The organism is Enterococcus sp. PF1-24, from assembly GCF_029893325.1.
Taxonomy (GTDB): Bacteria; Bacillota; Bacilli; order Lactobacillales; family Enterococcaceae; genus HY326.
The window spans coordinates 31,913-51,308 of record NZ_JARXWL010000022.1 but is presented as its reverse complement, the minus strand read 5'-3'; the positions used below and the strand labels follow the sequence as shown (position 1 = coordinate 51,308).

The 19,396-nt window shown below is 38.8% G+C and carries 35 protein-coding genes; all 35 read left to right on the top strand.

The genetic code is table 11. The features are described from left to right. Positions 1-191: 191 nt before the first annotated feature. The 35 genes from M2139_RS10400 (at position 192) to argR (ending at position 19,349) form a co-directional block, all read left to right on the top strand. Positions 192-668, top strand: coding sequence for a DUF1307 domain-containing protein (locus M2139_RS10400; protein WP_280738720.1), 477 nt, complete (start codon positions 192-194; stop codon positions 666-668). Between the two features lie 387 nt (positions 669-1,055). Further along, positions 1,056-1,364, top strand: a complete 309-nt coding sequence (gene rpsJ / locus M2139_RS10395) for a 30S ribosomal protein S10 (RefSeq protein WP_005880808.1) — start codon at positions 1,056-1,058, stop codon at positions 1,362-1,364. 27 nt (positions 1,365-1,391) lie between these two features. Beyond that, positions 1,392-2,021, top strand: coding sequence for a 50S ribosomal protein L3 (gene rplC, locus M2139_RS10390; protein ID WP_280738721.1), 630 nt, complete (start codon positions 1,392-1,394; stop codon positions 2,019-2,021). 30 nt (positions 2,022-2,051) lie between these two features. Beyond that, positions 2,052-2,675: a 50S ribosomal protein L4 gene (rplD, locus tag M2139_RS10385; RefSeq protein ID WP_280738722.1), complete on the top strand. Its 624-nt coding sequence runs from the start codon at positions 2,052-2,054 to the stop codon at positions 2,673-2,675. Beyond that, positions 2,675-2,962 carry a 50S ribosomal protein L23 gene (rplW, locus tag M2139_RS10380; protein WP_280738723.1) on the top strand — a complete coding sequence of 96 codons (288 nt, stop codon included), beginning with the start codon at positions 2,675-2,677 and terminating at the stop codon, positions 2,960-2,962. Before rplD ends, rplW begins: the two co-directional genes overlap by 1 nt. Before the next feature lie 39 nt (positions 2,963-3,001). Continuing rightward, positions 3,002-3,832 (top strand): 50S ribosomal protein L2, encoded by an 831-nt coding sequence (rplB, locus tag M2139_RS10375; RefSeq protein ID WP_280738724.1) that lies wholly within the window; start codon positions 3,002-3,004, stop codon positions 3,830-3,832. Between the two features lie 42 nt (positions 3,833-3,874). Continuing rightward, positions 3,875-4,153 carry a 30S ribosomal protein S19 gene (rpsS, locus tag M2139_RS10370; RefSeq protein WP_280738725.1) on the top strand — a complete coding sequence of 93 codons (279 nt, stop codon included), beginning with the start codon at positions 3,875-3,877 and terminating at the stop codon, positions 4,151-4,153. A 23-nt stretch (positions 4,154-4,176) separates the two neighbouring features. Continuing rightward, positions 4,177-4,524, top strand: coding sequence for a 50S ribosomal protein L22 (rplV, locus tag M2139_RS10365; protein WP_280738726.1), 348 nt, complete (start codon positions 4,177-4,179; stop codon positions 4,522-4,524). Between the two features lie 13 nt (positions 4,525-4,537). Then, positions 4,538-5,194 (top strand): 30S ribosomal protein S3, encoded by a 657-nt coding sequence (gene rpsC / locus M2139_RS10360; protein WP_280738727.1) that lies wholly within the window; start codon positions 4,538-4,540, stop codon positions 5,192-5,194. A 2-nt stretch (positions 5,195-5,196) separates the two neighbouring features. Next, positions 5,197-5,631 carry a 50S ribosomal protein L16 gene (gene rplP, locus M2139_RS10355; RefSeq protein WP_280738728.1) on the top strand — a complete coding sequence of 145 codons (435 nt, stop codon included), beginning with the start codon at positions 5,197-5,199 and terminating at the stop codon, positions 5,629-5,631. Continuing rightward, entirely contained in the window at positions 5,621-5,809 is a 189-nt protein-coding gene (gene rpmC, locus M2139_RS10350) for a 50S ribosomal protein L29 (RefSeq protein WP_161870262.1), read from the top strand. Before rplP ends, rpmC begins: the two co-directional genes overlap by 11 nt. Before the next feature lie 24 nt (positions 5,810-5,833). Then, on the top strand, positions 5,834-6,100 hold the full coding sequence (gene rpsQ / locus M2139_RS10345; RefSeq protein WP_280738729.1) for a 30S ribosomal protein S17: 267 nt from the start codon (positions 5,834-5,836) through the stop codon (positions 6,098-6,100). A gap of 56 nt (positions 6,101-6,156) precedes the next feature. Then, positions 6,157-6,525 (top strand): 50S ribosomal protein L14, encoded by a 369-nt coding sequence (rplN, locus tag M2139_RS10340; protein ID WP_280738730.1) that lies wholly within the window; start codon positions 6,157-6,159, stop codon positions 6,523-6,525. Between the two features lie 36 nt (positions 6,526-6,561). After that, entirely contained in the window at positions 6,562-6,870 is a 309-nt protein-coding gene (rplX, locus tag M2139_RS10335; protein WP_280738731.1) for a 50S ribosomal protein L24, read from the top strand. 25 nt (positions 6,871-6,895) lie between these two features. After that, positions 6,896-7,435 carry a 50S ribosomal protein L5 gene (gene rplE / locus M2139_RS10330; RefSeq protein WP_280738732.1) on the top strand — a complete coding sequence of 180 codons (540 nt, stop codon included), beginning with the start codon at positions 6,896-6,898 and terminating at the stop codon, positions 7,433-7,435. Positions 7,436-7,453: 18 nt separating this feature from the next. Then, complete coding sequence (locus M2139_RS10325; protein WP_003128010.1) at positions 7,454-7,639, top strand: type Z 30S ribosomal protein S14; 186 nt, start codon at positions 7,454-7,456, stop codon at positions 7,637-7,639. A gap of 95 nt (positions 7,640-7,734) precedes the next feature. Then, positions 7,735-8,133, top strand: coding sequence for a 30S ribosomal protein S8 (gene rpsH, locus M2139_RS10320; protein ID WP_280738733.1), 399 nt, complete (start codon positions 7,735-7,737; stop codon positions 8,131-8,133). Positions 8,134-8,164: 31 nt separating this feature from the next. Then, positions 8,165-8,701, top strand: coding sequence for a 50S ribosomal protein L6 (rplF, locus tag M2139_RS10315; protein WP_280738734.1), 537 nt, complete (start codon positions 8,165-8,167; stop codon positions 8,699-8,701). A gap of 58 nt (positions 8,702-8,759) precedes the next feature. Beyond that, positions 8,760-9,116: a 50S ribosomal protein L18 gene (gene rplR, locus M2139_RS10310; protein WP_280738735.1), complete on the top strand. Its 357-nt coding sequence runs from the start codon at positions 8,760-8,762 to the stop codon at positions 9,114-9,116. Positions 9,117-9,136: 20 nt separating this feature from the next. After that, positions 9,137-9,637 (top strand): 30S ribosomal protein S5, encoded by a 501-nt coding sequence (rpsE, locus tag M2139_RS10305; RefSeq protein WP_280738736.1) that lies wholly within the window; start codon positions 9,137-9,139, stop codon positions 9,635-9,637. A 15-nt stretch (positions 9,638-9,652) separates the two neighbouring features. Next, the gene (rpmD, locus tag M2139_RS10300; protein ID WP_280738737.1) at positions 9,653-9,832 is read left to right on the top strand and encodes a 50S ribosomal protein L30; all 180 of its coding nucleotides are present in this window, start codon (positions 9,653-9,655) and stop codon (positions 9,830-9,832) included. Between the two features lie 35 nt (positions 9,833-9,867). Beyond that, complete coding sequence (rplO, locus tag M2139_RS10295; protein WP_280738738.1) at positions 9,868-10,308, top strand: 50S ribosomal protein L15; 441 nt, start codon at positions 9,868-9,870, stop codon at positions 10,306-10,308. Continuing rightward, positions 10,308-11,603 carry a preprotein translocase subunit SecY gene (gene secY / locus M2139_RS10290; RefSeq protein ID WP_280738739.1) on the top strand — a complete coding sequence of 432 codons (1,296 nt, stop codon included), beginning with the start codon at positions 10,308-10,310 and terminating at the stop codon, positions 11,601-11,603. Before rplO ends, secY begins: the two co-directional genes overlap by 1 nt. Before the next feature lie 111 nt (positions 11,604-11,714). Next, complete coding sequence (locus M2139_RS10285; protein WP_280738740.1) at positions 11,715-12,365, top strand: adenylate kinase; 651 nt, start codon at positions 11,715-11,717, stop codon at positions 12,363-12,365. 193 nt (positions 12,366-12,558) lie between these two features. Then, the gene (gene infA, locus M2139_RS10280) at positions 12,559-12,777 is read left to right on the top strand and encodes a translation initiation factor IF-1 (RefSeq protein ID WP_010756460.1); all 219 of its coding nucleotides are present in this window, start codon (positions 12,559-12,561) and stop codon (positions 12,775-12,777) included. 32 nt (positions 12,778-12,809) lie between these two features. Then, the gene (gene rpmJ / locus M2139_RS10275) at positions 12,810-12,926 is read left to right on the top strand and encodes a 50S ribosomal protein L36 (RefSeq protein WP_010742772.1); all 117 of its coding nucleotides are present in this window, start codon (positions 12,810-12,812) and stop codon (positions 12,924-12,926) included. Between the two features lie 17 nt (positions 12,927-12,943). After that, positions 12,944-13,309 (top strand): 30S ribosomal protein S13, encoded by a 366-nt coding sequence (gene rpsM / locus M2139_RS10270; protein WP_280738741.1) that lies wholly within the window; start codon positions 12,944-12,946, stop codon positions 13,307-13,309. Between the two features lie 27 nt (positions 13,310-13,336). Then, positions 13,337-13,723 carry a 30S ribosomal protein S11 gene (gene rpsK / locus M2139_RS10265; RefSeq protein ID WP_280738742.1) on the top strand — a complete coding sequence of 129 codons (387 nt, stop codon included), beginning with the start codon at positions 13,337-13,339 and terminating at the stop codon, positions 13,721-13,723. Positions 13,724-13,799: 76 nt separating this feature from the next. Further along, entirely contained in the window at positions 13,800-14,738 is a 939-nt protein-coding gene (locus tag M2139_RS10260) for a DNA-directed RNA polymerase subunit alpha (protein ID WP_280738743.1), read from the top strand. A 63-nt stretch (positions 14,739-14,801) separates the two neighbouring features. Then, the gene (gene rplQ, locus M2139_RS10255) at positions 14,802-15,182 is read left to right on the top strand and encodes a 50S ribosomal protein L17 (protein ID WP_280738744.1); all 381 of its coding nucleotides are present in this window, start codon (positions 14,802-14,804) and stop codon (positions 15,180-15,182) included. Between the two features lie 317 nt (positions 15,183-15,499). Then, positions 15,500-16,339 (top strand): energy-coupling factor ABC transporter ATP-binding protein, encoded by an 840-nt coding sequence (locus M2139_RS10250; protein WP_280738777.1) that lies wholly within the window; start codon positions 15,500-15,502, stop codon positions 16,337-16,339. After that, entirely contained in the window at positions 16,315-17,184 is an 870-nt protein-coding gene (locus M2139_RS10245; RefSeq protein WP_280738778.1) for an energy-coupling factor ABC transporter ATP-binding protein, read from the top strand. The genes M2139_RS10250 and M2139_RS10245 overlap by 25 nt, the downstream gene beginning before the upstream one ends. Next, entirely contained in the window at positions 17,174-17,980 is an 807-nt protein-coding gene (locus M2139_RS10240; protein WP_280738779.1) for an energy-coupling factor transporter transmembrane component T, read from the top strand. Before M2139_RS10245 ends, M2139_RS10240 begins: the two co-directional genes overlap by 11 nt. Positions 17,981-18,039: 59 nt before the next feature. Further along, entirely contained in the window at positions 18,040-18,795 is a 756-nt protein-coding gene (gene truA, locus M2139_RS10235; RefSeq protein WP_280738745.1) for a tRNA pseudouridine(38-40) synthase TruA, read from the top strand. 92 nt (positions 18,796-18,887) lie between these two features. Further along, the gene (argR, locus tag M2139_RS10230) at positions 18,888-19,349 is read left to right on the top strand and encodes an arginine repressor (RefSeq protein WP_280738746.1); all 462 of its coding nucleotides are present in this window, start codon (positions 18,888-18,890) and stop codon (positions 19,347-19,349) included. Positions 19,350-19,396 lie beyond the last annotated feature (47 nt).

Below are 19,396 nucleotides of genomic sequence, written 5' to 3'. Positions count from 1 at the left end.
CATGAAATGTGAAAAGCCAGCGTCTTTAGGCGCTGGCCGGTTTTAGGGGCTTATAGCCCCAGAGCAAACCACCCTTTTGAAGGGTGGTGCTGATTGAGAAGGATAATTTTGAAAAGTATTGCTGTTTAGCTTTGGATAAGTTACGATATTTTTTGAGAAGGTATAAAAAAGAAAGCGAAGGAGTTGGAGAAATGGAAAAGATTTTAAAAAGGGTTGTATTTTCCGGGGTAGTTTTATTGGTGTTGGGAACTTTAGTTGGTTGTTTTGCGAAAAAAGAAACGAGAGTTTTTAAACAAGAGGTAGCGAGTATGATGGAGACGGAGATGGTTTTTGAATGTAGCGGTAATGTTGTAACTGAAAACACGATACGTATTACCATTTTCTATGATGTATTTGGCGTTCGTTCGGAAGAAGAAGCCGAAGAACAGTTTTCCGACGAACTTGAAGAAGAAGTATGTGATGGTTACACGATTGAAATAGATTATCAAAAAGATCGTGTGGTGAAAACTGCGATTATTGATTACAAAAAGGTGGATTTAGTTGAATTTGCAGCGTTGCAAGGCGTAGAAGAAGAACTTGCTGAGCAAGGCGGTAAAAATGCTTATGTCAGCATGGGAAAAGTTGAAAAGACGTTGCTAGGGAGAGGTTTTGAAGAGGTAATAGAATGAGTTGGGATAAGTTGGGCATTGATGCTCAACTTATTTTTTATCGAAATTATTATTTTTTTCTATTTATAAATGAAGTTTTCAGAGAAAAAAATAATTTTTATAAAAAGTTTTCTTTTAGGGAGTTTTTTTGCCGAAATCAGTGATTGAAAATTAACAAAAGAAAATTGCTGAAAACGCAAAAAAAGCTTGCACCGCCTCGATTTTTATACTATAATGACAAAGGTGCTGTCTGTGGAAACACGGAAAAGCATTGGTAGGGGTGAAAAAAATCCTACCGGCTAAGAAACGAGAGGTTGCGACACGCCCGGACGCTTTGCCACGAACGAGCGTGACGGAAATTTTCGTGGAGCTATGTCTACTTTCAAAATAGACGAAGGAGGGAACAAGATGGCAAAACAAAAAATTCGTATCCGTTTAAAAGCGTATGAACATCGTATTTTAGATCAATCAGCGGATAAAATCGTGGAAACTGCAAAAAGAACTGGTGCTAGTGTATCTGGTCCAATTCCATTACCAACTGAACGCAGTTTGTACACAGTTATTCGTGCGACTCATAAATACAAAGATTCACGCGAACAATTCGAAATGCGTACTCACAAACGTCTTATCGACATTGTGAACCCAACACCAAAGACTGTCGATGCTTTAATGAAGCTTGACTTACCATCAGGTGTGAATATTGAAATCAAACTATAAGAAAAAAATTAAGATGGAGGTGTACTCATGACCAAAGGAATCTTAGGGAAAAAAGTGGGGATGACGCAAATCTTTACTGAATCTGGTGAACTTATTCCAGTTACCGTTGTAGAAGCTACTCCAAACGTAGTTTTACAAGTGAAAACTGTTGAAACTGATGGCTACGAAGCTATTCAAGTTGGTTACCAAGATATGCGTGAAGTTTTGTCAAACAAACCTGCGAAAGGTCATGTTGCAAAAGCAAACACGGCTCCTAAGCGCTTCATTCGAGAATTCAGAAATGTTGAGCTGGGAGAATATGAAGTAGGAAAAGAAATTACAGTTGATGTTTTCCAAGCAGGAGACATTATTGATGTTACAGGGACTTCAAAAGGTAAAGGATTCCAAGGGGTTATTAAACGTCACGGCCAAAGCCGCGGACCAATGGCTCACGGTTCTCGTTATCATCGTCGTCCTGGGTCAATGGGTCCAGTTGCACCTAACCGTGTTTTCAAAAATAAAAAACTTGCTGGCCGTATGGGTGGCGATCGCGTAACAATCCAAAACTTGGAAATCGTTCGCGTTGATGCAGAAAGAAACGTAATCTTAATTAAAGGTAACGTTCCTGGAGCTAAAAAATCATTAATTACAATCAAATCAGCTGTTAAAGCTAAATAATTACATGTAGAGGAAAGGAGGAACTAAGGAATGCCGAATGTAGCATTATTCAAACAAGATGGTAGCCAAAATGGCGAAATCACTTTAAACGAAGAAATCTTCGGAATTGAACCAAATGAAAGTGTTGTATACGATGCAATCGTTATGCAACGTGCTTCATTAAGACAAGGAACACACGCAGTGAAAAATCGTAGCGCTGTTCGTGGCGGTGGCCGCAAACCATGGCGTCAAAAAGGAACTGGCCGTGCGCGTCAAGGTTCTATTCGTTCACCACAATGGCGTGGAGGGGGCGTTGTCTTCGGACCAACACCACGTTCATACAGCTACAAACTTCCTAAAAAAGTTCGTCGTTTAGCAATGAAATCTGTATTATCAGAAAAAGTTGCTTCAAATAACTTGGTAGCAGTTGAAGCGTTAAGCTTTGAAGCACCAAAAACAAAAGAATTCAAGCAAGTTCTTGCTAACTTATCAATTGAATCTAAAGTATTGGTAGTTGTTGAACCTGATAATGACTTTGCAGCATTAGCAGCACGCAACTTACCTAAAGTATCAGTAGTTTTCTCTGATAATATCAGCGTTCTTGACGTTGTATCAAGCGATAAAATGTTAGCAACACAAACTGCTCTTACTCAAATTGAGGAGGTGCTTGCATAATGAACTTATTAGACGTAATTAAACGCCCAGTAATCACTGAGAAATCAATGCTTGCTATGGACGAAAAAAAATACACTTTCGAAGTGGATACACATGCCAATAAGACATTAGTAAAACAAGCAGTTGAAGCAGCCTTCGACGTAAAAGTGAAGAACGTAAATATCATCAACGTGCGTCCTAAATTCAAACGCATGGGTAAATACGCTGGTTACACTAAAAAACGTCGCAAAGCGGTTGTTACCTTAACTGAAGATTCAAAAGAAATTCAAATTTTCGAAGCTGAATAAGCGTTGAAGGATAAAATAAAAAATTAGGAGGGAATAGACGTGGCGATTAAAAAGTACAAACCTACCACAAATGGTCGTCGTAACATGACAAGCTCAGACTTTGCTGAAATTACAACTTCAACACCTGAGAAAACATTGTTACAACCTTTGAAAAACAACGCCGGTCGTAACAATAACGGACGTATTACAGTTCGTCATCAAGGTGGCGGCCACAAACGTCAATATCGTGTGATCGACTTCAAACGTAACAAAGATAACGTTGTCGCACATGTTAAAACGATTGAATATGATCCAAACCGTTCTGCAAACATTGCTTTGTTGCATTACGAAGATGGGATTAAAACATACATCTTAGCACCAAAAGGATTAGAAGTAGGTATGACTGTTGTATCTGGCCCAGAAGCCGATATTAAAGTTGGTAACGCACTTCCATTAGCAAATATCCCAGTAGGTACTGTGATTCACAACATTGAAATGAAACCTGGTAAAGGTGGACAATTAATTCGTTCGGCTGGAACAAGCGCTCAATTGCTTGGTAAAGAAGGCAAATACGTATTAATCCGCTTAAACTCTGGTGAAGTTCGTATGATCTTAGCAACTTGCCGTGCTACAATCGGTGCTGTTGGTAACGAACAACACGAATTAATCAACATTGGTAAAGCCGGTCGTTCTCGTTGGATGCGTAAACGCCCAACTGTTCGTGGTAGCGTAATGAACCCTAACGATCACCCACACGGTGGTGGTGAAGGTAAAGCACCAATCGGACGTAAAGCGCCAGTTTCACCTTGGGGCCAACCAGCTATTGGTTACAAAACTCGTAACAAAAAAGCTAAATCAGACAAACTTATTGTTCGTCGTAAAAATAAATAATCTTTTAGACCGTGTGTCGCAAATTTTGAGAGGAGGTTCACCATGGGTCGTAGTTTAAAAAAAGGTCCATTTTGTGATGATCATTTGATGAAAAAAGTTGAAGCACAAGCAGGTTCTGAGAAGAAAAAAGTTATCAAAACTTGGTCTCGTCGCTCAACAATTTTCCCGAACTTCGTAGGTTACACTATCGCAGTTTATGATGGCCGCAAACATGTACCAGTTTACATTCAAGAAGACATGGTAGGACATAAATTAGGTGAATTTGCACCAACTAGAACTTATCGTGGGCATGCCGCCGATGATAAGAAAACTAGACGTTAATTTGAGGGGAGGATAAATTTCCAATGGCAGAACAAATCACATCAGCGAAAGCAATTGCTAAAACAGTTCGCACTTCACCTCGTAAAGCACGTTTAGTAATCGACCTTATCAGAGGGAAAAGCGTGGCGGATGCAATTTCAATTTTGAAATTCACGCCAAACAAAGCTGCAGGCTTAATTGAAAAAGTATTAATGTCAGCAGTTGCTAACGCAGAAAATAATTTCGACTTAGATGTTGAAAACTTAGTTGTAAGTGAAGCTTACGTAAATGAAGGACCAACAATGAAACGTTTCCGTCCTCGTGCGAAAGGTTCAGCTTCACCAATCATGAAACGCACTAGTCATATTACTGTAGTCGTATCAGAAAAATAAGGAGGGACAATCAGTGGGTCAAAAAGTACATCCAATTGGAATGCGTGTAGGCATCATCCGCGACTGGGATGCAAAATGGTATGCTGAAAAAGAGTATGCTGAATACTTACACGAAGATTTAAGAATCCGTAAGTTTATCGCAACTAAACTTGCTGACGCTGCTGTGTCTACTATTGAAATTGAGCGCGCTGCAAATCGTGTTAATGTTTCAATCCACACAGCTAAACCAGGAATGGTTATTGGTAAAGGCGGATCTGAAGTCGAAAACCTAAGAAAAGAATTAAATAAACTAACAGGTAAAAAAGTCCACATTAACATTATTGAGATTAAAAAACCTGATTTAGATGCAAAATTAGTCGGCGAAGGAATTGCTCGTCAACTAGAAAACCGTGTCGCTTTCCGTCGTGCACAAAAACAAGCTATCCAACGCACAATGCGTTCAGGAGCTAAAGGTATTAAAACTCAAGTATCTGGTCGTTTGAACGGCGCGGATATCGCTCGTAGCGAAGGGTATTCAGAAGGCACTGTGCCATTGCATACTTTACGTGCAGATATTGATTATGCTTGGGAAGAAGCAGATACAACATACGGAAAATTAGGAGTTAAAGTGTGGATCTACAGAGGCGAGATCCTTCCAGCTAAAAAGAACACTGAGAAAGGAGGGAATTAATCATGTTAGTACCTAAACGTGTAAAACACCGTCGTGAATTCCGCGGAAAAATGCGTGGAGAAGCTAAAGGTGGCAAGGAAGTATCTTTTGGAGAATATGGCTTAAAAGCTGTTGAATCTCATTGGATTACTAACCGTCAAATTGAAGCAGCCCGTATTGCAATGACTCGTTACATGAAACGTGGTGGGAAAGTATGGATTAAAATTTTCCCTCATAAATCATATACATCAAAAGCCATTGGCGTACGTATGGGTAAAGGTAAAGGGGCTCCTGAAGGTTGGGTAGCACCAGTTAAACGTGAAAAAATCATGTTTGAAATTGCTGGCGTACCAGAAGAAGTAGCTCGCGAAGCATTAAGACTTGCTTCTCACAAATTACCAATGAAAACTAAGATCGTAAAACGTGAGGAAATGGGTGGTGAATCGAATGAAGGTTAAAGAAATCAGAGAATTAACCACTGCCGAAATGCTTGATCAAGAAAAACAATTGAAAGAAGAATTGTTTAATCTTAGATTCCAATTAGCAACAGGTCAATTAGAAAACACTGCACGTATTAAAGAAGTACGTAAATCGATTGCACGCATCAAAACAGTATTGCGTGAACAAGCTAACTAATAGTGGAAGGAGGCCATTACGCGTATGACTGAAGAAAGAAATCAACGCAAAGTTTACCAAGGTCGTGTGGTATCTGACAAAATGGACAAAACAATTACTGTTTCTGTCGAAACTAAGAAAAACCACCCAATCTACGGCAAACGCATGAACTATTCTAAAAAATACAAAGCTCATGATGAAAACAACACAGCTAAAGTTGGCGACATCGTGAAAATTATGGAAACTCGTCCATTATCAGCTACCAAACGTTTCCGTTTACTTGAAGTAGTCGAAGAAGCAGTTATTATCTAATAACACGAGATTTTCCTATATAGATTGAAGCCAAAATCTGAAAGGAGGATACAACTGTGATCCAAACAGAAAGCCGTTTAAAAGTTGCAGACAACTCAGGCGCTAAAGAGATTTTAACAATTAAAGTCTTAGGCGGATCTGGTCGCAAAACTGCCAATATCGGTGACATTATTGTTGCTACCGTTAAACAAGCAACGCCAGGTGGTGTTGTCAAAAAAGGTGAAGTTGTAAAAGCAGTAATCGTTCGTACAAAAACTGGAGCGCGTCGTGCCGACGGTTCTTACATCAAATTTGACGAAAATGCTGCCGTAATTATTCGTGACGACAAGAGCCCTCGTGGTACTCGTATCTTTGGCCCAGTAGCTCGCGAATTACGTGAAGGCAACTTCATGAAAATCGTTTCACTAGCACCAGAAGTTTTATAATCGGAAGCATTTACTTAAAGGAGGTGCGAACAAAGCATGTTTGTTAAAAAAGGCGATAAGGTAAAAGTTATCACTGGTAAAGACAAAAATAAAGAAGGCATCGTTTTAGAAGTCTTTCCTAAACAAAATAAAGTCGTGGTTGAAGGTGTCAATATGATTAAAAAACACCAAAAACCTTCTCAAGCTGCTCCTCAAGGCGGAATCGTTGAAAAAGAAGCGCCATTACAAGCGTCAAACGTGATGGTCTTAGATGCAAATGGTGTCGCTGGCAGAGTTGGCTACAAAGAAGCAGACGGCAAAAAAGTCCGTTTTTCTAAAAAAACCGGTGAAGTTTTAGATAAATAAAAGTAAGGAAGGAGGGGCCTAAAGAATGAACCGCCTAAAAGAAAAATATCTTAAAGAAGTAACACCATCATTGATGGAAAAATTTAATTATAGTTCAGTAATGCAAACACCTAAAGTTGATAAGATTGTCATCAACATGGGGGTTGGTGATGCGGTGTCAAACGCTAAAAATTTAGATAAAGCTGTGGAAGAGTTAGCATTAATTACTGGTCAAAAACCATTAATTACCAAAGCTAAAAAATCAATCGCAGGATTCCGCTTACGTGAAGGAATGCCAATCGGCGCTAAAGTTACTTTACGTGGAGAAAGAATGTACGAATTTTTAGATAAATTAGTATCAGTTTCTTTACCTCGTGTACGTGACTTCCATGGAGTTAGTAAAAAAGCCTTTGATGGTCGTGGAAACTATACTTTAGGTATTAAAGAACAATTAATTTTCCCAGAAGTTGATTATGATTTAGTAGATAAAGTACGTGGTATGGACATCGTTATTGTTACAACAGCTAACACAGACGAAGAGTCTCGTGAGTTGTTGACACAATTAGGCATGCCATTCCAAAAATAATTAAAGGAGGCGAACTACATGGCTAAAAAATCAATGATTGCTAAAAACAAACGCCCTGCAAAATTCTCAACGCAAGAATACACTCGTTGCGAACGTTGCGGACGTCCACATTCAGTTTATCGTAAATTTCATCTTTGCCGTATTTGCTTCCGCGAACTTGCCTATAAAGGACAAATTCCCGGCGTGAAGAAAGCTAGCTGGTAAAAATAAGAAACTTGCAAGGAATGCTTATTCTGCCTAGTGCAACCGCACAATGGCAGTAACCTAGGCATAACAAAGTGAAGGAGGTAAATCACTCAATGGTCATGACAGATCCAATTGCAGATTTTCTAACACGTATTCGTAACGCTAACATGGTTAAGCACGAATCTTTAGAAGTGCCTGCATCAAAAATCAAACGTGACATCGCTGAAATCTTGAAAAATGAAGGTTTCATCCGTGATGTAGAATATATCGAAGATGACAAACAAGGTGTGATCCGCGTTTTCCTTAAATATGGTAGAAATGACGAACGCGTAATTACAAACTTGAAACGTATCTCTAAACCAGGTTTGCGTGCCTATGTAAAAGCTGATGAAGTACCAAAAGTATTGAACGGTTTAGGTATTGCAATCATCTCTACTTCTGAAGGTGTAGTCACTGATAAAGAAGCAAGAGCAAAAAACGTCGGCGGCGAAGTATTAGCTTACGTATGGTAATTTAAATTAATAAACAAGGAGGTGCCATCAAGTGAGTCGTATTGGTAATAAAATTGTTGTATTACCTGCAGGAGTTGAAGTAACTCAAAAAGGTAATCAAGTCACTGTTAAAGGACCTAAAGGCGAATTAACTCGTGAAATTTCTGCTGATATCAAAATGAGCATTGAAGGAAACGAAGTTACTTTCACTCGTCCAGATGACAGCAAAGAAATGAAAACAATTCATGGAACAACTCGCGCGAACTTCAACAACATGGTTGTTGGTGTCAGTGAAGGTTTCCAAAAAGCTTTAGAATTAATCGGGGTTGGGTACCGTGCACAATTACAAGGAACAAAACTTGTATTGAACGTTGGTTATTCTCATCCTGTAGAAATTACACCACCAGCTGGTGTGGTTGTTGAAGTGCCTGCTAACACACAAGTAATCGTTAAAGGCATCAACAAAGAAGATGTTGGCGAATTAGCTGCAAATATTCGTGGCGTTCGTCCTCCAGAACCTTACAAAGGCAAAGGTATTCGTTATGTTGGCGAATTCGTACGTCGTAAAGAAGGTAAAACTGGTAAATAATAGTTGGCAACAACTATTATCAGCGGCTTAGGCTAGCTTAAATAAAGAGGTGACAATTGTGATTACAAAACCAGATAAAAATAAAACACGCCAAAAGCGCCACCGTCGTGTACGTAACAAAATCTCTGGTACTGCTGAGTGCCCACGCTTGAACGTTTTCCGTTCTAATAAAAACATCTACGCACAAATAATTGATGACGTAGCGGGTGTGACGCTTGCAAGTGCCTCTGCCATGGATAAAGAAATTTCAGGTGGAACAAAAACTGAACAAGCAGCAGCTGTCGGTGAATTAGTAGCAAAACGTGCTGCTGAAAAAGGTATTAAAGAAGTAGTCTTTGACCGTGGTGGATACCTTTACCATGGCCGTGTAGCAGCATTAGCAACAGCAGCTCGCGAAAATGGACTAGAATTTTAGGAGAAGGAGGAACACCATTCATGGTTTATATTGATCCAAAATACATGGAACTAGAAGACCGCGTTGTTTCAATTAACCGCGTAACAAAAGTTGTTAAAGGTGGACGTCGTTTACGTTTCGCAGCTTTAGTTGTCGTAGGTGATAAAAACGGACACGTAGGATTTGGTACTGGTAAAGCACAAGAAGTACCTGAAGCAATCCGTAAAGCAATTGAAGATGCGAAGAAAAACTTAATTGAAGTACCAATGGTCGGTTCTTCAATCCCTCACGAAGTTATCGGTGTATTCGGTGGCGGACGTATCCTAATGAAACCTGCTGTAGAAGGTTCTGGGGTTGCTGCTGGTGGACCAGTTCGTGCCGTATTGGAATTAGCTGGGATAGCAGATATCACATCTAAATCTTTAGGTTCAAATACACCAATCAACGTTGTTCGCGCAACTGTTGAAGGGTTAAAACAATTAAAACGTGCTGAAGAAGTTGCGCAATTGCGTGGCAAATCAGTAGAAGAATTAATCGGTTAAGGAGGACAATAAATAATGGCTGAAGTAAAAATTACTTTAAAACGCAGTGTTATTGGTCGTCCTCAAAACCAACGTGACACAGTGAAAACTTTAGGTTTAGGCAAAGTTAACAGCTCTGTTGTTAAAACTGTCAATCCTGCTATTACAGGCATGATTAACACTGTTTCACATTTAGTTGACGTAGAGGAAGTCTAATTTCTGATTTAGATTGATTAAGGAGGTGCCAAGTAATGAAACTTCATGAATTAAAACCTGCAGAAGGCTCTCGCAAAGTACGTAACCGTGTTGGTCGTGGTACTTCATCAGGTAACGGTAAAACATCTGGTCGTGGTCAAAAAGGACAAAATTCTCGTTCAGGTGGTGGTGTACGTTTAGGTTTTGAAGGGGGACAAACTCCTTTATTCCGTCGTTTACCAAAACGTGGCTTTACTAACGTAAATCGTAAAGAATATGCTGTTATCAACTTAGATGTATTAAACCGCTTTGAAGATGGAGCAGAAGTAACACCAGTTGCTTTAGTTGAAGCTGGAATCGTGAAAAATGAAAAAGCTGGAATTAAAGTTTTAGCTAACGGCGAATTAACTAAAAAATTAACTGTTAAAGCTGCTAAATTTTCAGGAGCTGCTAAAACAGCTATCGAAGCCGCTGGTGGATCAGTTGAGGTGATCTAATGTTCAAACTTTTAAAAGACGCCTTCAAAGACAAAGAAATTAGATCACGAATATTTTTCACTTTATTCATTCTGATCGTCTTTCGAATTGGGGCACATATTACCGTGCCAGGCGTTGATGCGAGTAAATTGCAAGAACTTAGTGATCTACCTTTTCTAAACATGTTAGGTATGGTTAGTGGTGGTGCAATTGAAAACTATTCCATTTTCTCAATGGGGGTTTCACCATACATCACAGCTTCAATTATCGTTCAACTTTTACAAATGGATATCGTTCCCAAATTTGTGGAATGGTCCAAACAAGGTGAAGTTGGTCGTCGTAAATTGAATCAAGCTAACCGCTATATCGCTTTAGTTATTGGTATGGGTCAGTCAATGGCGTTGACAGCAGGCTTTAACAGCTTGTCAACTTTCAATGTAACTGACCAAACTGATTTCAAAACTTACCTTGTAATTGGTGTTATTTTAACAGCCGGTTCAATGTTTGTGACATGGTTAGGTGAGCAGATTACTGAAAAAGGAATTGGTAATGGCGTGTCTATGCTGATTTTTGCAGGGATTGTTTCACGAGTACCGGGTGCTGTGAAAGAAATCGTTGATGATTACTTCATTAACGTTGACCCATCAAGAATTGGTAAATCTGCGGTCTTTGTAGCTGTGTTACTTGTTGCAATTTTAATTATTGTAACAGCAGTAACTTTCTTCGAACAAGCAGAACGCAAAATTCCGATTCAATACACAAAACGCGTAACTGGTGCACCACAAAGTAGTTACTTACCATTAAAAGTCAACGCTGCTGGCGTAATTCCAGTAATTTTTGCAGGTTCTTTGATTACCTTGCCAAGTACCATTTTGAGAGCTTTTGGCACTCAATTTGAAGGTGCAGGCTGGTATAAAGTCATGATGGAACTGTTTAGCTACAATACAACACCAGGAGCAATCCTTTATACGGTGTTAATTGTTGTCTTCACATTCTTCTATGCCTTTATTCAAGTTAATCCTGAAAAAATGGCTGAAAATTTACAAAAGCAAGGAAGTTATATTCCGAGTGTTCGTCCAGGTAAACCTACTGAAGATTTTGTTTCAGGTCTTTTAACCCGTATGAGTGTTGTTGGGGCTGCGTATTTAGGCATAATTGCTTTATTGCCAATTATTGCGCAAAATACATGGAACTTACCACAAGCGATCGGTCTTGGAGGAACAAGTTTACTAATCTTAGTCAGTGTTGCTTTGGATACTTCTAAACAATTAGAAGGACTATTATTGAAACGTAAATATAATGGCTTTATGCATTAAGATATAAGAAGTGTGTGTTGAGGTTTTACCTCAGCACCATTCTCACATCTAGTAGAAGGCTGCTAGGAAAATTTCCTTCAGCTAGAAACTAATGAACTAGGAGGACATATAGTGAATCTCATTTTGATGGGTTTACCAGGTGCTGGTAAAGGAACTCAAGCTGAAAAAATTATTGATACTTATGGTATTCCTCAAATTTCAACAGGTGACATGTTTCGCGCTGCAATCAAAAATGAAACGCCCCTAGGTTTAGAGGCAAAATCATTTATGGATAAAGGTGAGCTTGTTCCTGATGAAGTGACTAATGGCATTGTGAAAGAACGATTAGCGGAACCAGATACTGCCAATGGCTTTTTGTTAGATGGTTTTCCAAGAACAATTGAACAAGCACAAGCATTGGATACAATGCTTAAAGACTTAAACAAAAAAATTGATGCTGTCATTGAAATTTTTGTTAAAGAAGATGTGTTAGTCGATCGTTTAGCAGGTCGTTTTATCTGTCGTGATTGCGGTGCAACTTACCATAAAATTTTCAATCCTACAAAGGTTGAAAATACTTGTGATCGTTGTGGCGGACACGAATTTTACCAAAGAGAAGATGATAAACCCGAAACGGTTAAAAATCGTCTAGCTATTAATATTGAAAGTAGTTCGCCAATTCTTGCTCATTATAAAGAAGCTGGCTTATTACAGACAATCGACGGCGATCGCCCAATCGATGAAGTCTTTGTTGATGTAAAATCAATTATAGATAACAAATAGTGATTGCGCGCAAACCTGTGTAATTGTGGTTTCTCTTGTCAAATGTGGCGGTTTGTGATAAAATATGTCAGTCCGACTTCTAGATGATTTGTTTTATTTAGAAGGAGTCAAGTTGAAAGTTCAAGGTGGGAGCTTGAAGTTTCCGCCATTTTATCGTGTGAATACACGAAACAAGTACAAGGAGGTACTATGCGTGGCAAAAGATGATATGATTGAAATCGAAGGTACAGTCGTCGAAACTTTGCCGAATGCAATGTTTAAAGTCGAGTTGGAAAACGGACACGAAGTACTTGCTCACGTATCTGGTAAGATTAGAATGCACTACATTCGAATTCTTCCTGGAGATAAGGTAACAGTTGAACTGTCACCTTACGATTTGAGCCGTGGTCGGATTACCTATCGGTTTAAATAATTGTACTCCGTAAAACCACAGGAGGTATAATCATGAAAGTAAGACCATCAGTAAAACCGATGTGTGAACATTGTAAAGTAATTCGTCGTAACGGACGAGTTATGGTGATTTGCCCAGCAAATCCAAAACACAAACAACGTCAAGGATAATTGGAGGTGTAACAAGAATGGCTCGTATTGCAGGAGTAGATATTCCTCGTGAAAAACGAATCGTAGTTTCCCTTACTTATATTTATGGTATTGGTAGAACTACTGCAGAACAAGTATTAGCGAATGCTGGCGTATCTGAAGATGTACGTGTACGTGATTTAACGAACGAACAAACAGATGCGATTCGTGCAGAAGTTGATAAATTAAAAGTTGAAGGTGATCTTCGTCGTGAAGTGAACTTAAACATCAAACGATTAATGGAAATCGGTTCTTACCGTGGAATGCGCCATCGTCGTGGCTTGCCAACTCGTGGACAAAACACGAAAAACAATGCCCGTACGCGTAAAGGCCCAGCTCGCACAGTAGCAGGTAAGAAAAAATAATTCTTAAGTAAAGGAGGCCAACATTTCATGGCAAAGAAAGTGAATCGTAAACGCCGTGTGAAAAAGAATATTGAAGCAGGAATTGCCCATATTCATTCAACATTTAATAATACAATCGTCATGATTACTGATGTACACGGTAATGCAATTTCATGGTCATCAGCTGGTTCATTAGGTTTTAAAGGAAGTAAAAAATCTACACCATTCGCAGCGCAAATGGCAGCAGAAACTGCTACTAAAGCAGCAATGGAACATGGTTTGAAAACTGTAGAAGTAACAGTTAAAGGTCCTGGTTCTGGACGTGAAGCAGCAATTCGTTCATTACAAGCAACAGGATTAGAAGTAACAGCAATTCGTGACGTAACTCCAGTTCCTCATAATGGTGCCCGCCCTCCAAAACGCCGTCGTGTTTAATGAGTGCCGCTCATTTTGAGTAACTTAAAAACATCATTGAGCAGAGACGTTTCGTTTGAAAGGGGTAAAGATAAGAATGATTGAATTTGAAAAACCAAGAATCGCTAAAATCGATGAAAAAAAAGATTATGGTAAGTTCATTGTTGAACCTCTTGAAAGAGGTTATGGAACTACTTTAGGGAATTCCCTACGTCGTATTTTATTATCTTCTTTGCCGGGTGCTGCAATTACAAATATTCAAATAGATGGTGTTTTACATGAATTCTCAACTGTTAAAGGCGTGAGAGAAGATGTAACACAAATCATTCTGAACATTAAAGGTTTGGCACTTAAGTTATATAGCCAAGAAGAAAAAACCCTTGAAATCGATATTACTGGACCTGCAACAGTAACTGCCGGCGATATTCTCGTTGACAGCGATGTTGAAATCCTAAATAAAGATTTGTATATCTGTGAAGTTTCTGAAGGTGCTACCTTCCATGCTCGCTTATCTGTTAAACCAGGTCGCGGTTATGTACAAGCAGATGAAAATAAAAAAGAAGATATGCCTATCGGTATGCTTCCTGTTGATTCAATCTACACACCAGTTCGTCGTGTAAACTACCAAGTAGAAAACACTCGGGTTGGTCGTCGTGATGACTTCGATAAATTAACAATGGAAATTTGGACAGATGGTTCAATTGAACCATTAGAAGCGATGAGTTTATCTGCAAAAATCTTGACTGAACATTTAGATATCTTTGTGAATTTAACTGATGAAGCCAAAAATGCTGAAATTATGGTGGAAAAAGAAGAAACACATAAAGAAAAAATGTTGGAAATGACAATTGAAGAATTAGACTTATCAGTTCGCTCATACAACTGTCTAAAACGTGCAGGCATTAACACTGTACAAGAATTAACAAATAAATCTGAACCTGAAATGATTAAAGTTCGTAACTTAGGCCGTAAATCTCTTGAAGAGGTTAAAGCTAAATTACACGATTTAGGTTTAGGATTACGTAGAGAAGACTAGAACTTTTTACGAAATGCTTAGATATTATCTAAGTAGAAGACGTAATGAAGGAGGGAAAACAACGTGAGTTACCGTAAATTAGGCCGCACATCAAGCCAACGTAAAGCTATGTTACGTGATTTAACTACTGACTTGTTGATTAACGAACGTATCGTTACAACTGAAGCACGCGCGAAAGAAGTTCGTTCAACTGCAGAAAAGATGATTACTTTAGGTAAACGTGGTGATTTGCATGCACGTCGTCAAGCTGCTGCTTTCGTTCGTAATGAAATCGCAAGTGTACGTGAAGAAGAAGAAAAAATTGTTGTTGAAACAGCTTTACAAAAGTTATTCAACGATATTGCACCTCGTTACGCAGAACGTCAAGGTGGATACACTCGTATCTTAAAAACTGAACCTAGACGTGGTGACGGTGCACCAATGGTAGTTTTAGAACTTGTCTAAAAATCACATAACTATCACTTTATAGATGTGGAGTTTAGAGTGTTATGATGTTGGAGCTAATGGCTCCGAGTCTAGCTCGATGCTACTCTCCAGTTTTTAACTGGAGAGTATGCACTCATCATAAAGTGTTTTTTTTATCTTATGAACTGTCTTGACAGGTCTTAATTTAAAAAAAGCACTTTATTTTTGTATCATTTGCAGAAATCTTTCAGTTGTGGTGAAATAAAGGCAGCTTATGAATAGAAAAAGAAAAGGCTCAGCGCATTAGCAGTAAGATGAAACTAATGTTCCAGCCAAACTAGGCGGTGTAAATAGTGATGCAACCAATCGTGAAATTAGAAAATATTGATTTTAAATATCCGAATGATGAAGAAAAGTATGCTTTAAAAGATGTTTCTCTAGAGATTCAAAGAGGAGAATGGATTGCCATCATTGGCCATAATGGCTCAGGAAAATCGACTTTAGCTAAAACGATTAATGGTTTACTGTTACCAGAAAATGGTGCGGTGACAATTAATGACAAACCGTTGAATGCTGAAAACATTTGGGATATCCGCAAAATGGTGGGGATGGTTTTTCAAAATCCTGACAATCAGTTTGTTGGTGCAACAGTTGAAGATGATGTCGCTTTTGCGTTAGAAAATCAAGGTGTTCCCCGTGATGAAATGTTAGTGCGAGTAAAAGCCGCTTTAACGAAAGTTCGCATGTGGGATTTTGCCAGTCGTGAACCCGCTCGTTTATCAGGTGGACAAAAACAACGGGTAGCCATTGCTGGTGTAGTTGCTTTACGACCAGATATTATTATTTTAGATGAAGCGACTAGTATGTTGGATCCTGAAGGTCGAGAAGAAGTGATTCAAACGATTAAAGAGATTAAAGAAGAGAGCAATTTGACGGTAATTTCCATCACTCATGATATTGATGAAGCCGCCAATGCCAATCGAATATTTGTTATGAAGCAAGGAGAATTGATTAAAGAAGGACAGCCAGCAGAGATTTTTTCAGCGGGACCAGAATTAATTAGTTTAGGGCTAGATTTACCTTTTCCTGAAAAATTGAAATTAGCTTTAAAAGAAAAAGGGATTGCGGTTCCTGATCGCTATTTAACTGAAGAAGGGATGATTGATTGGTTATGGACATCCGTTTTGAACAAGTAGGCTATACTTATCAGCAAAATACACCTTTTGAGCAACCAGCTTTATTTGATTTAGATTTAACCATAAAAGAAGGTTCTTATACAGCAATTGTTGGTCATACAGGCAGTGGGAAATCCACTTTGTTGCAGCATTTAAATGCTTTAGTCAAACCGACTAAGGGCAAAGTTTGGATTGGTGATCGGGAAATTTTGCCAGATTCAGATAATAAAAATTTAAAACCGATTCGCAAAAAAGTCGGCATTGTTTTTCAGTTTCCCGAAGCGCAATTGTTTGAAGAAACGGTTGTAAAAGATATTGCTTTTGGCCCAAAAAATTTCGGCGTTAGCGAAGAGGAAGCTGCTAAATTAGCAGCAGAAATGCTGCAGTTGGTGGGCTTAGATGAAAGTTATTTAGAGCGTTCCCCGTTTGATTTATCTGGGGGACAAATGCGTCGGGTGGCCATTGCGGGCGTGCTAGCGATGGAACCTGAAATTTTAGTTTTAGATGAACCAACAGCTGGTTTAGATCCACAAGGTCGTAAAGAAATGATGCAAATGTTTCAAGAGTTGCATCAAAAGAAAAATTTAACAATCGTCTTAGTTACGCATTTAATGGATGATGTTGCCAATTATGCTGATTATGTTTATGTTTTAGAAAAAGGCCGGATTGTGAAAAATGGTAGTCCGAAAGAAGTTTTTGACGACATTCAATGGTTGAAAGACAAACAATTAGGGGTACCGACTGCTGCTGATTTTGCTCAGAAATTACAAGCAAAGGGCTTGGTTTTACCAGATTTACCGTTAACTGCTGAAGCATTGGCAGAAATGATTGTTGATTTAGCAGGAGGTGAGGGAAATCATGAATAAATTGATTTTAGGCCGTTATATTCCTGGTGATTCAGTCATTCATCGTTTGGACCCTCGTTCTAAATTAATTGCTAGTTTTTATTATATTGCGATTATCTTTTTAGCGAATAATTGGCAAAGTTATCTATTGGTAGCTGCCTTTACGCTAGGAGCAATTGCTTTATCGAAAATTGATTTGATGTACTTTATTCGTGGTGTGCGCCCGTTAATCTTTTTAATGCTTTTCACGGTGGCGCTACAGATTTTCTTCACTAAAGGTGGCGAAGGAGATATCACCTATTGGAGTTGGGGGATTTTTAGTATCACCGCTTTTGGGGTGAAAAACGGGATTTTTATCTTCTGCCGTTTTGTTCTGATTATTTTTATGTCTACTTTGTTAACGTTAACGACGCAACCACTGGAGTTGGCGGATGCGATTGAATATTTATTACGTCCTTTAAATGTCATTCATTTTCCTGTACATGAAATTTCATTGATGTTGTCAATTGCGCTACGCTTTGTGCCAACTTTAATGGATGAAACTGAAAAAATTATGAATGCGCAACGAGCTCGTGGGGTGGACTTTGATGAAGGTAGCATCCTTGAGCGAATGAAAGCAGTCGTACCTTTGCTGATTCCTTTGTTTGTTTCCAGTTTTAAACGAGCAGACGACTTAGCAACTGCCATGGAAGCCCGTGGTTATCAAGGTGGCGACGATCGTAGTAAATATCGCGTGTTAGATTGGCATGTCAAAGATACTTTGGTGATTATCGCTTTAGCAGTTTTAACAATTATTTTAGTTTTCATCAGACAATAAGGCTGGGAAACCAGTCTTTTTGTTACTTACTTAAAGGGAAATGTGAGAGGAGTTGCAGAATGGTTCGTTATAAAGCGATTATTGCTTATGATGGCAGGAAGTTTAATGGTTTTCAAAGTCAACCCAATGGCCGTACTGTTCAAGGAGAGTTGGAAGCAACTTTAACTAAAATGGCCAATGGTAAAAGGATTACTGTTTTTGGTTCCGGACGCACTGATGCTGGCGTTCATGCCAAAGGACAAGTGATTCATTTTGATTTTCCTTATGAACGCCCCTTAGAAAAAATGCGTTTTGGTCTAGATACTCAATCGCCAGAAGATATTGCGGTTAAAGAAGTGACAATTGTAGCCGAAGATTTTCATGCTCGCTATTTAGCGCAAGAAAAAACTTATGAATTTCGGGTAGATATTGGTAAACCCCGCAGTCCTTTCCGGCGTTTTTACGCTAGCTATTTTCCTTATCCAGTTGATATTGCTTTAATTCAGCAAGCTTTACCTGATTTGTTAGGGACCCATGATTTTACTTCTTTTTGTGCGACAGGTAGTTCGGTGGAAGATAAAGTGCGAACGATTTATCAAGCGGACTTAGCGGTGAATCCAGCAGGGGATGAATTAGTCTTTACTTTTCGAGGAGATGGCTTTTTGTATAAGATGGTGCGGATTTTAGTGGGTACCCTTTTAAAAATTGGCAATGGTCGCATGGATCCGACTAGTATCCCTGAAATCATTGCTGCTAAAGATCGCAATGCTGCGGGACCCACCGCTCATCCCGAAGGATTATATTTAGTCGAAGTCGCTTATGAACATCAATCATAATAAAAGGCAGAAAAAGTAAATTTTTTCTGCCTTTTTTGCTATAATGAAGAGGTATATGAATTGCCATGAAAAAAATGAACATGGAGGGTAACATGAAAAAAAGTGAACGCCAACAGTTGATTAAGCAAATTATTTTGCAAAATGTTATTGGTAGTCAAGAAGAATTGTTAAGCAAGCTGGAAGAAGCTGGGGTTAAAGCCACCCAAGCAACTATTTCGCGAGATGTCCGAGAGTTAAGTATTGTAAAAAATCACGATAATAATGGCAATGTTCGCTATGGTATTTTTGCACAACAAACAGAGGCCAATAAAGAAGATAAATTGGCAGCTTCTGTTAAAGATCATGTTTTGCGAATTGAACAAGTTCAATTTACCGTGATTATTCATACTACGCTAGCTAGCGCTAATGTGGTTGCCAATTGGATGGATGATATTAGTTATCCAGAAATTGCTGGAACTGTTGCCGGTGAAGATACGATTTTAATTATTTGTCGTAGCGAAGCCGAAGCAACTAGTTTTGCCGCTAAAATACAAGAAATGCGAGATTTTAGTTAGTTTCTATAAAATGATTGTTAACAAGAAATACAAAAATATTTTTGGGA

Coding starts and splice junctions, on each gene's coding strand:
- secY (WP_280738739.1), top strand. CDS start 10,308: ATGTTCAAACTTTTAAAAGACGCCTTCAAAGACAAAGAAATTAGATCA.
- rplV (WP_280738726.1), top strand. CDS start 4,177: ATGGCAGAACAAATCACATCAGCGAAAGCAATTGCTAAAACAGTTCGC.
- M2139_RS10250 (WP_280738777.1), top strand. CDS start 15,500: ATGCAACCAATCGTGAAATTAGAAAATATTGATTTTAAATATCCGAAT.
- rpsJ (WP_005880808.1), top strand. CDS start 1,056: ATGGCAAAACAAAAAATTCGTATCCGTTTAAAAGCGTATGAACATCGT.
- rpsQ (WP_280738729.1), top strand. CDS start 5,834: ATGACTGAAGAAAGAAATCAACGCAAAGTTTACCAAGGTCGTGTGGTA.
- rpsH (WP_280738733.1), top strand. CDS start 7,735: ATGGTCATGACAGATCCAATTGCAGATTTTCTAACACGTATTCGTAAC.
- rplC (WP_280738721.1), top strand. CDS start 1,392: ATGACCAAAGGAATCTTAGGGAAAAAAGTGGGGATGACGCAAATCTTT.
- rpsS (WP_280738725.1), top strand. CDS start 3,875: ATGGGTCGTAGTTTAAAAAAAGGTCCATTTTGTGATGATCATTTGATG.
- rplO (WP_280738738.1), top strand. CDS start 9,868: ATGAAACTTCATGAATTAAAACCTGCAGAAGGCTCTCGCAAAGTACGT.
- M2139_RS10325 (WP_003128010.1), top strand. CDS start 7,454: ATGGCTAAAAAATCAATGATTGCTAAAAACAAACGCCCTGCAAAATTC.
- rpsM (WP_280738741.1), top strand. CDS start 12,944: ATGGCTCGTATTGCAGGAGTAGATATTCCTCGTGAAAAACGAATCGTA.
- truA (WP_280738745.1), top strand. CDS start 18,040: ATGGTTCGTTATAAAGCGATTATTGCTTATGATGGCAGGAAGTTTAAT.
- M2139_RS10400 (WP_280738720.1), top strand. CDS start 192: ATGGAAAAGATTTTAAAAAGGGTTGTATTTTCCGGGGTAGTTTTATTG.
- rpmC (WP_161870262.1), top strand. CDS start 5,621: ATGAAGGTTAAAGAAATCAGAGAATTAACCACTGCCGAAATGCTTGAT.
- rpsK (WP_280738742.1), top strand. CDS start 13,337: ATGGCAAAGAAAGTGAATCGTAAACGCCGTGTGAAAAAGAATATTGAA.
- rpmJ (WP_010742772.1), top strand. CDS start 12,810: ATGAAAGTAAGACCATCAGTAAAACCGATGTGTGAACATTGTAAAGTA.
- M2139_RS10260 (WP_280738743.1), top strand. CDS start 13,800: ATGATTGAATTTGAAAAACCAAGAATCGCTAAAATCGATGAAAAAAAA.
- rpsE (WP_280738736.1), top strand. CDS start 9,137: ATGGTTTATATTGATCCAAAATACATGGAACTAGAAGACCGCGTTGTT.
- rplP (WP_280738728.1), top strand. CDS start 5,197: ATGTTAGTACCTAAACGTGTAAAACACCGTCGTGAATTCCGCGGAAAA.
- rplW (WP_280738723.1), top strand. CDS start 2,675: ATGAACTTATTAGACGTAATTAAACGCCCAGTAATCACTGAGAAATCA.
- M2139_RS10245 (WP_280738778.1), top strand. CDS start 16,315: ATGGACATCCGTTTTGAACAAGTAGGCTATACTTATCAGCAAAATACA.
- argR (WP_280738746.1), top strand. CDS start 18,888: ATGAAAAAAAGTGAACGCCAACAGTTGATTAAGCAAATTATTTTGCAA.
- rplX (WP_280738731.1), top strand. CDS start 6,562: ATGTTTGTTAAAAAAGGCGATAAGGTAAAAGTTATCACTGGTAAAGAC.
- rpmD (WP_280738737.1), top strand. CDS start 9,653: ATGGCTGAAGTAAAAATTACTTTAAAACGCAGTGTTATTGGTCGTCCT.
- rplD (WP_280738722.1), top strand. CDS start 2,052: ATGCCGAATGTAGCATTATTCAAACAAGATGGTAGCCAAAATGGCGAA.
- rplE (WP_280738732.1), top strand. CDS start 6,896: ATGAACCGCCTAAAAGAAAAATATCTTAAAGAAGTAACACCATCATTG.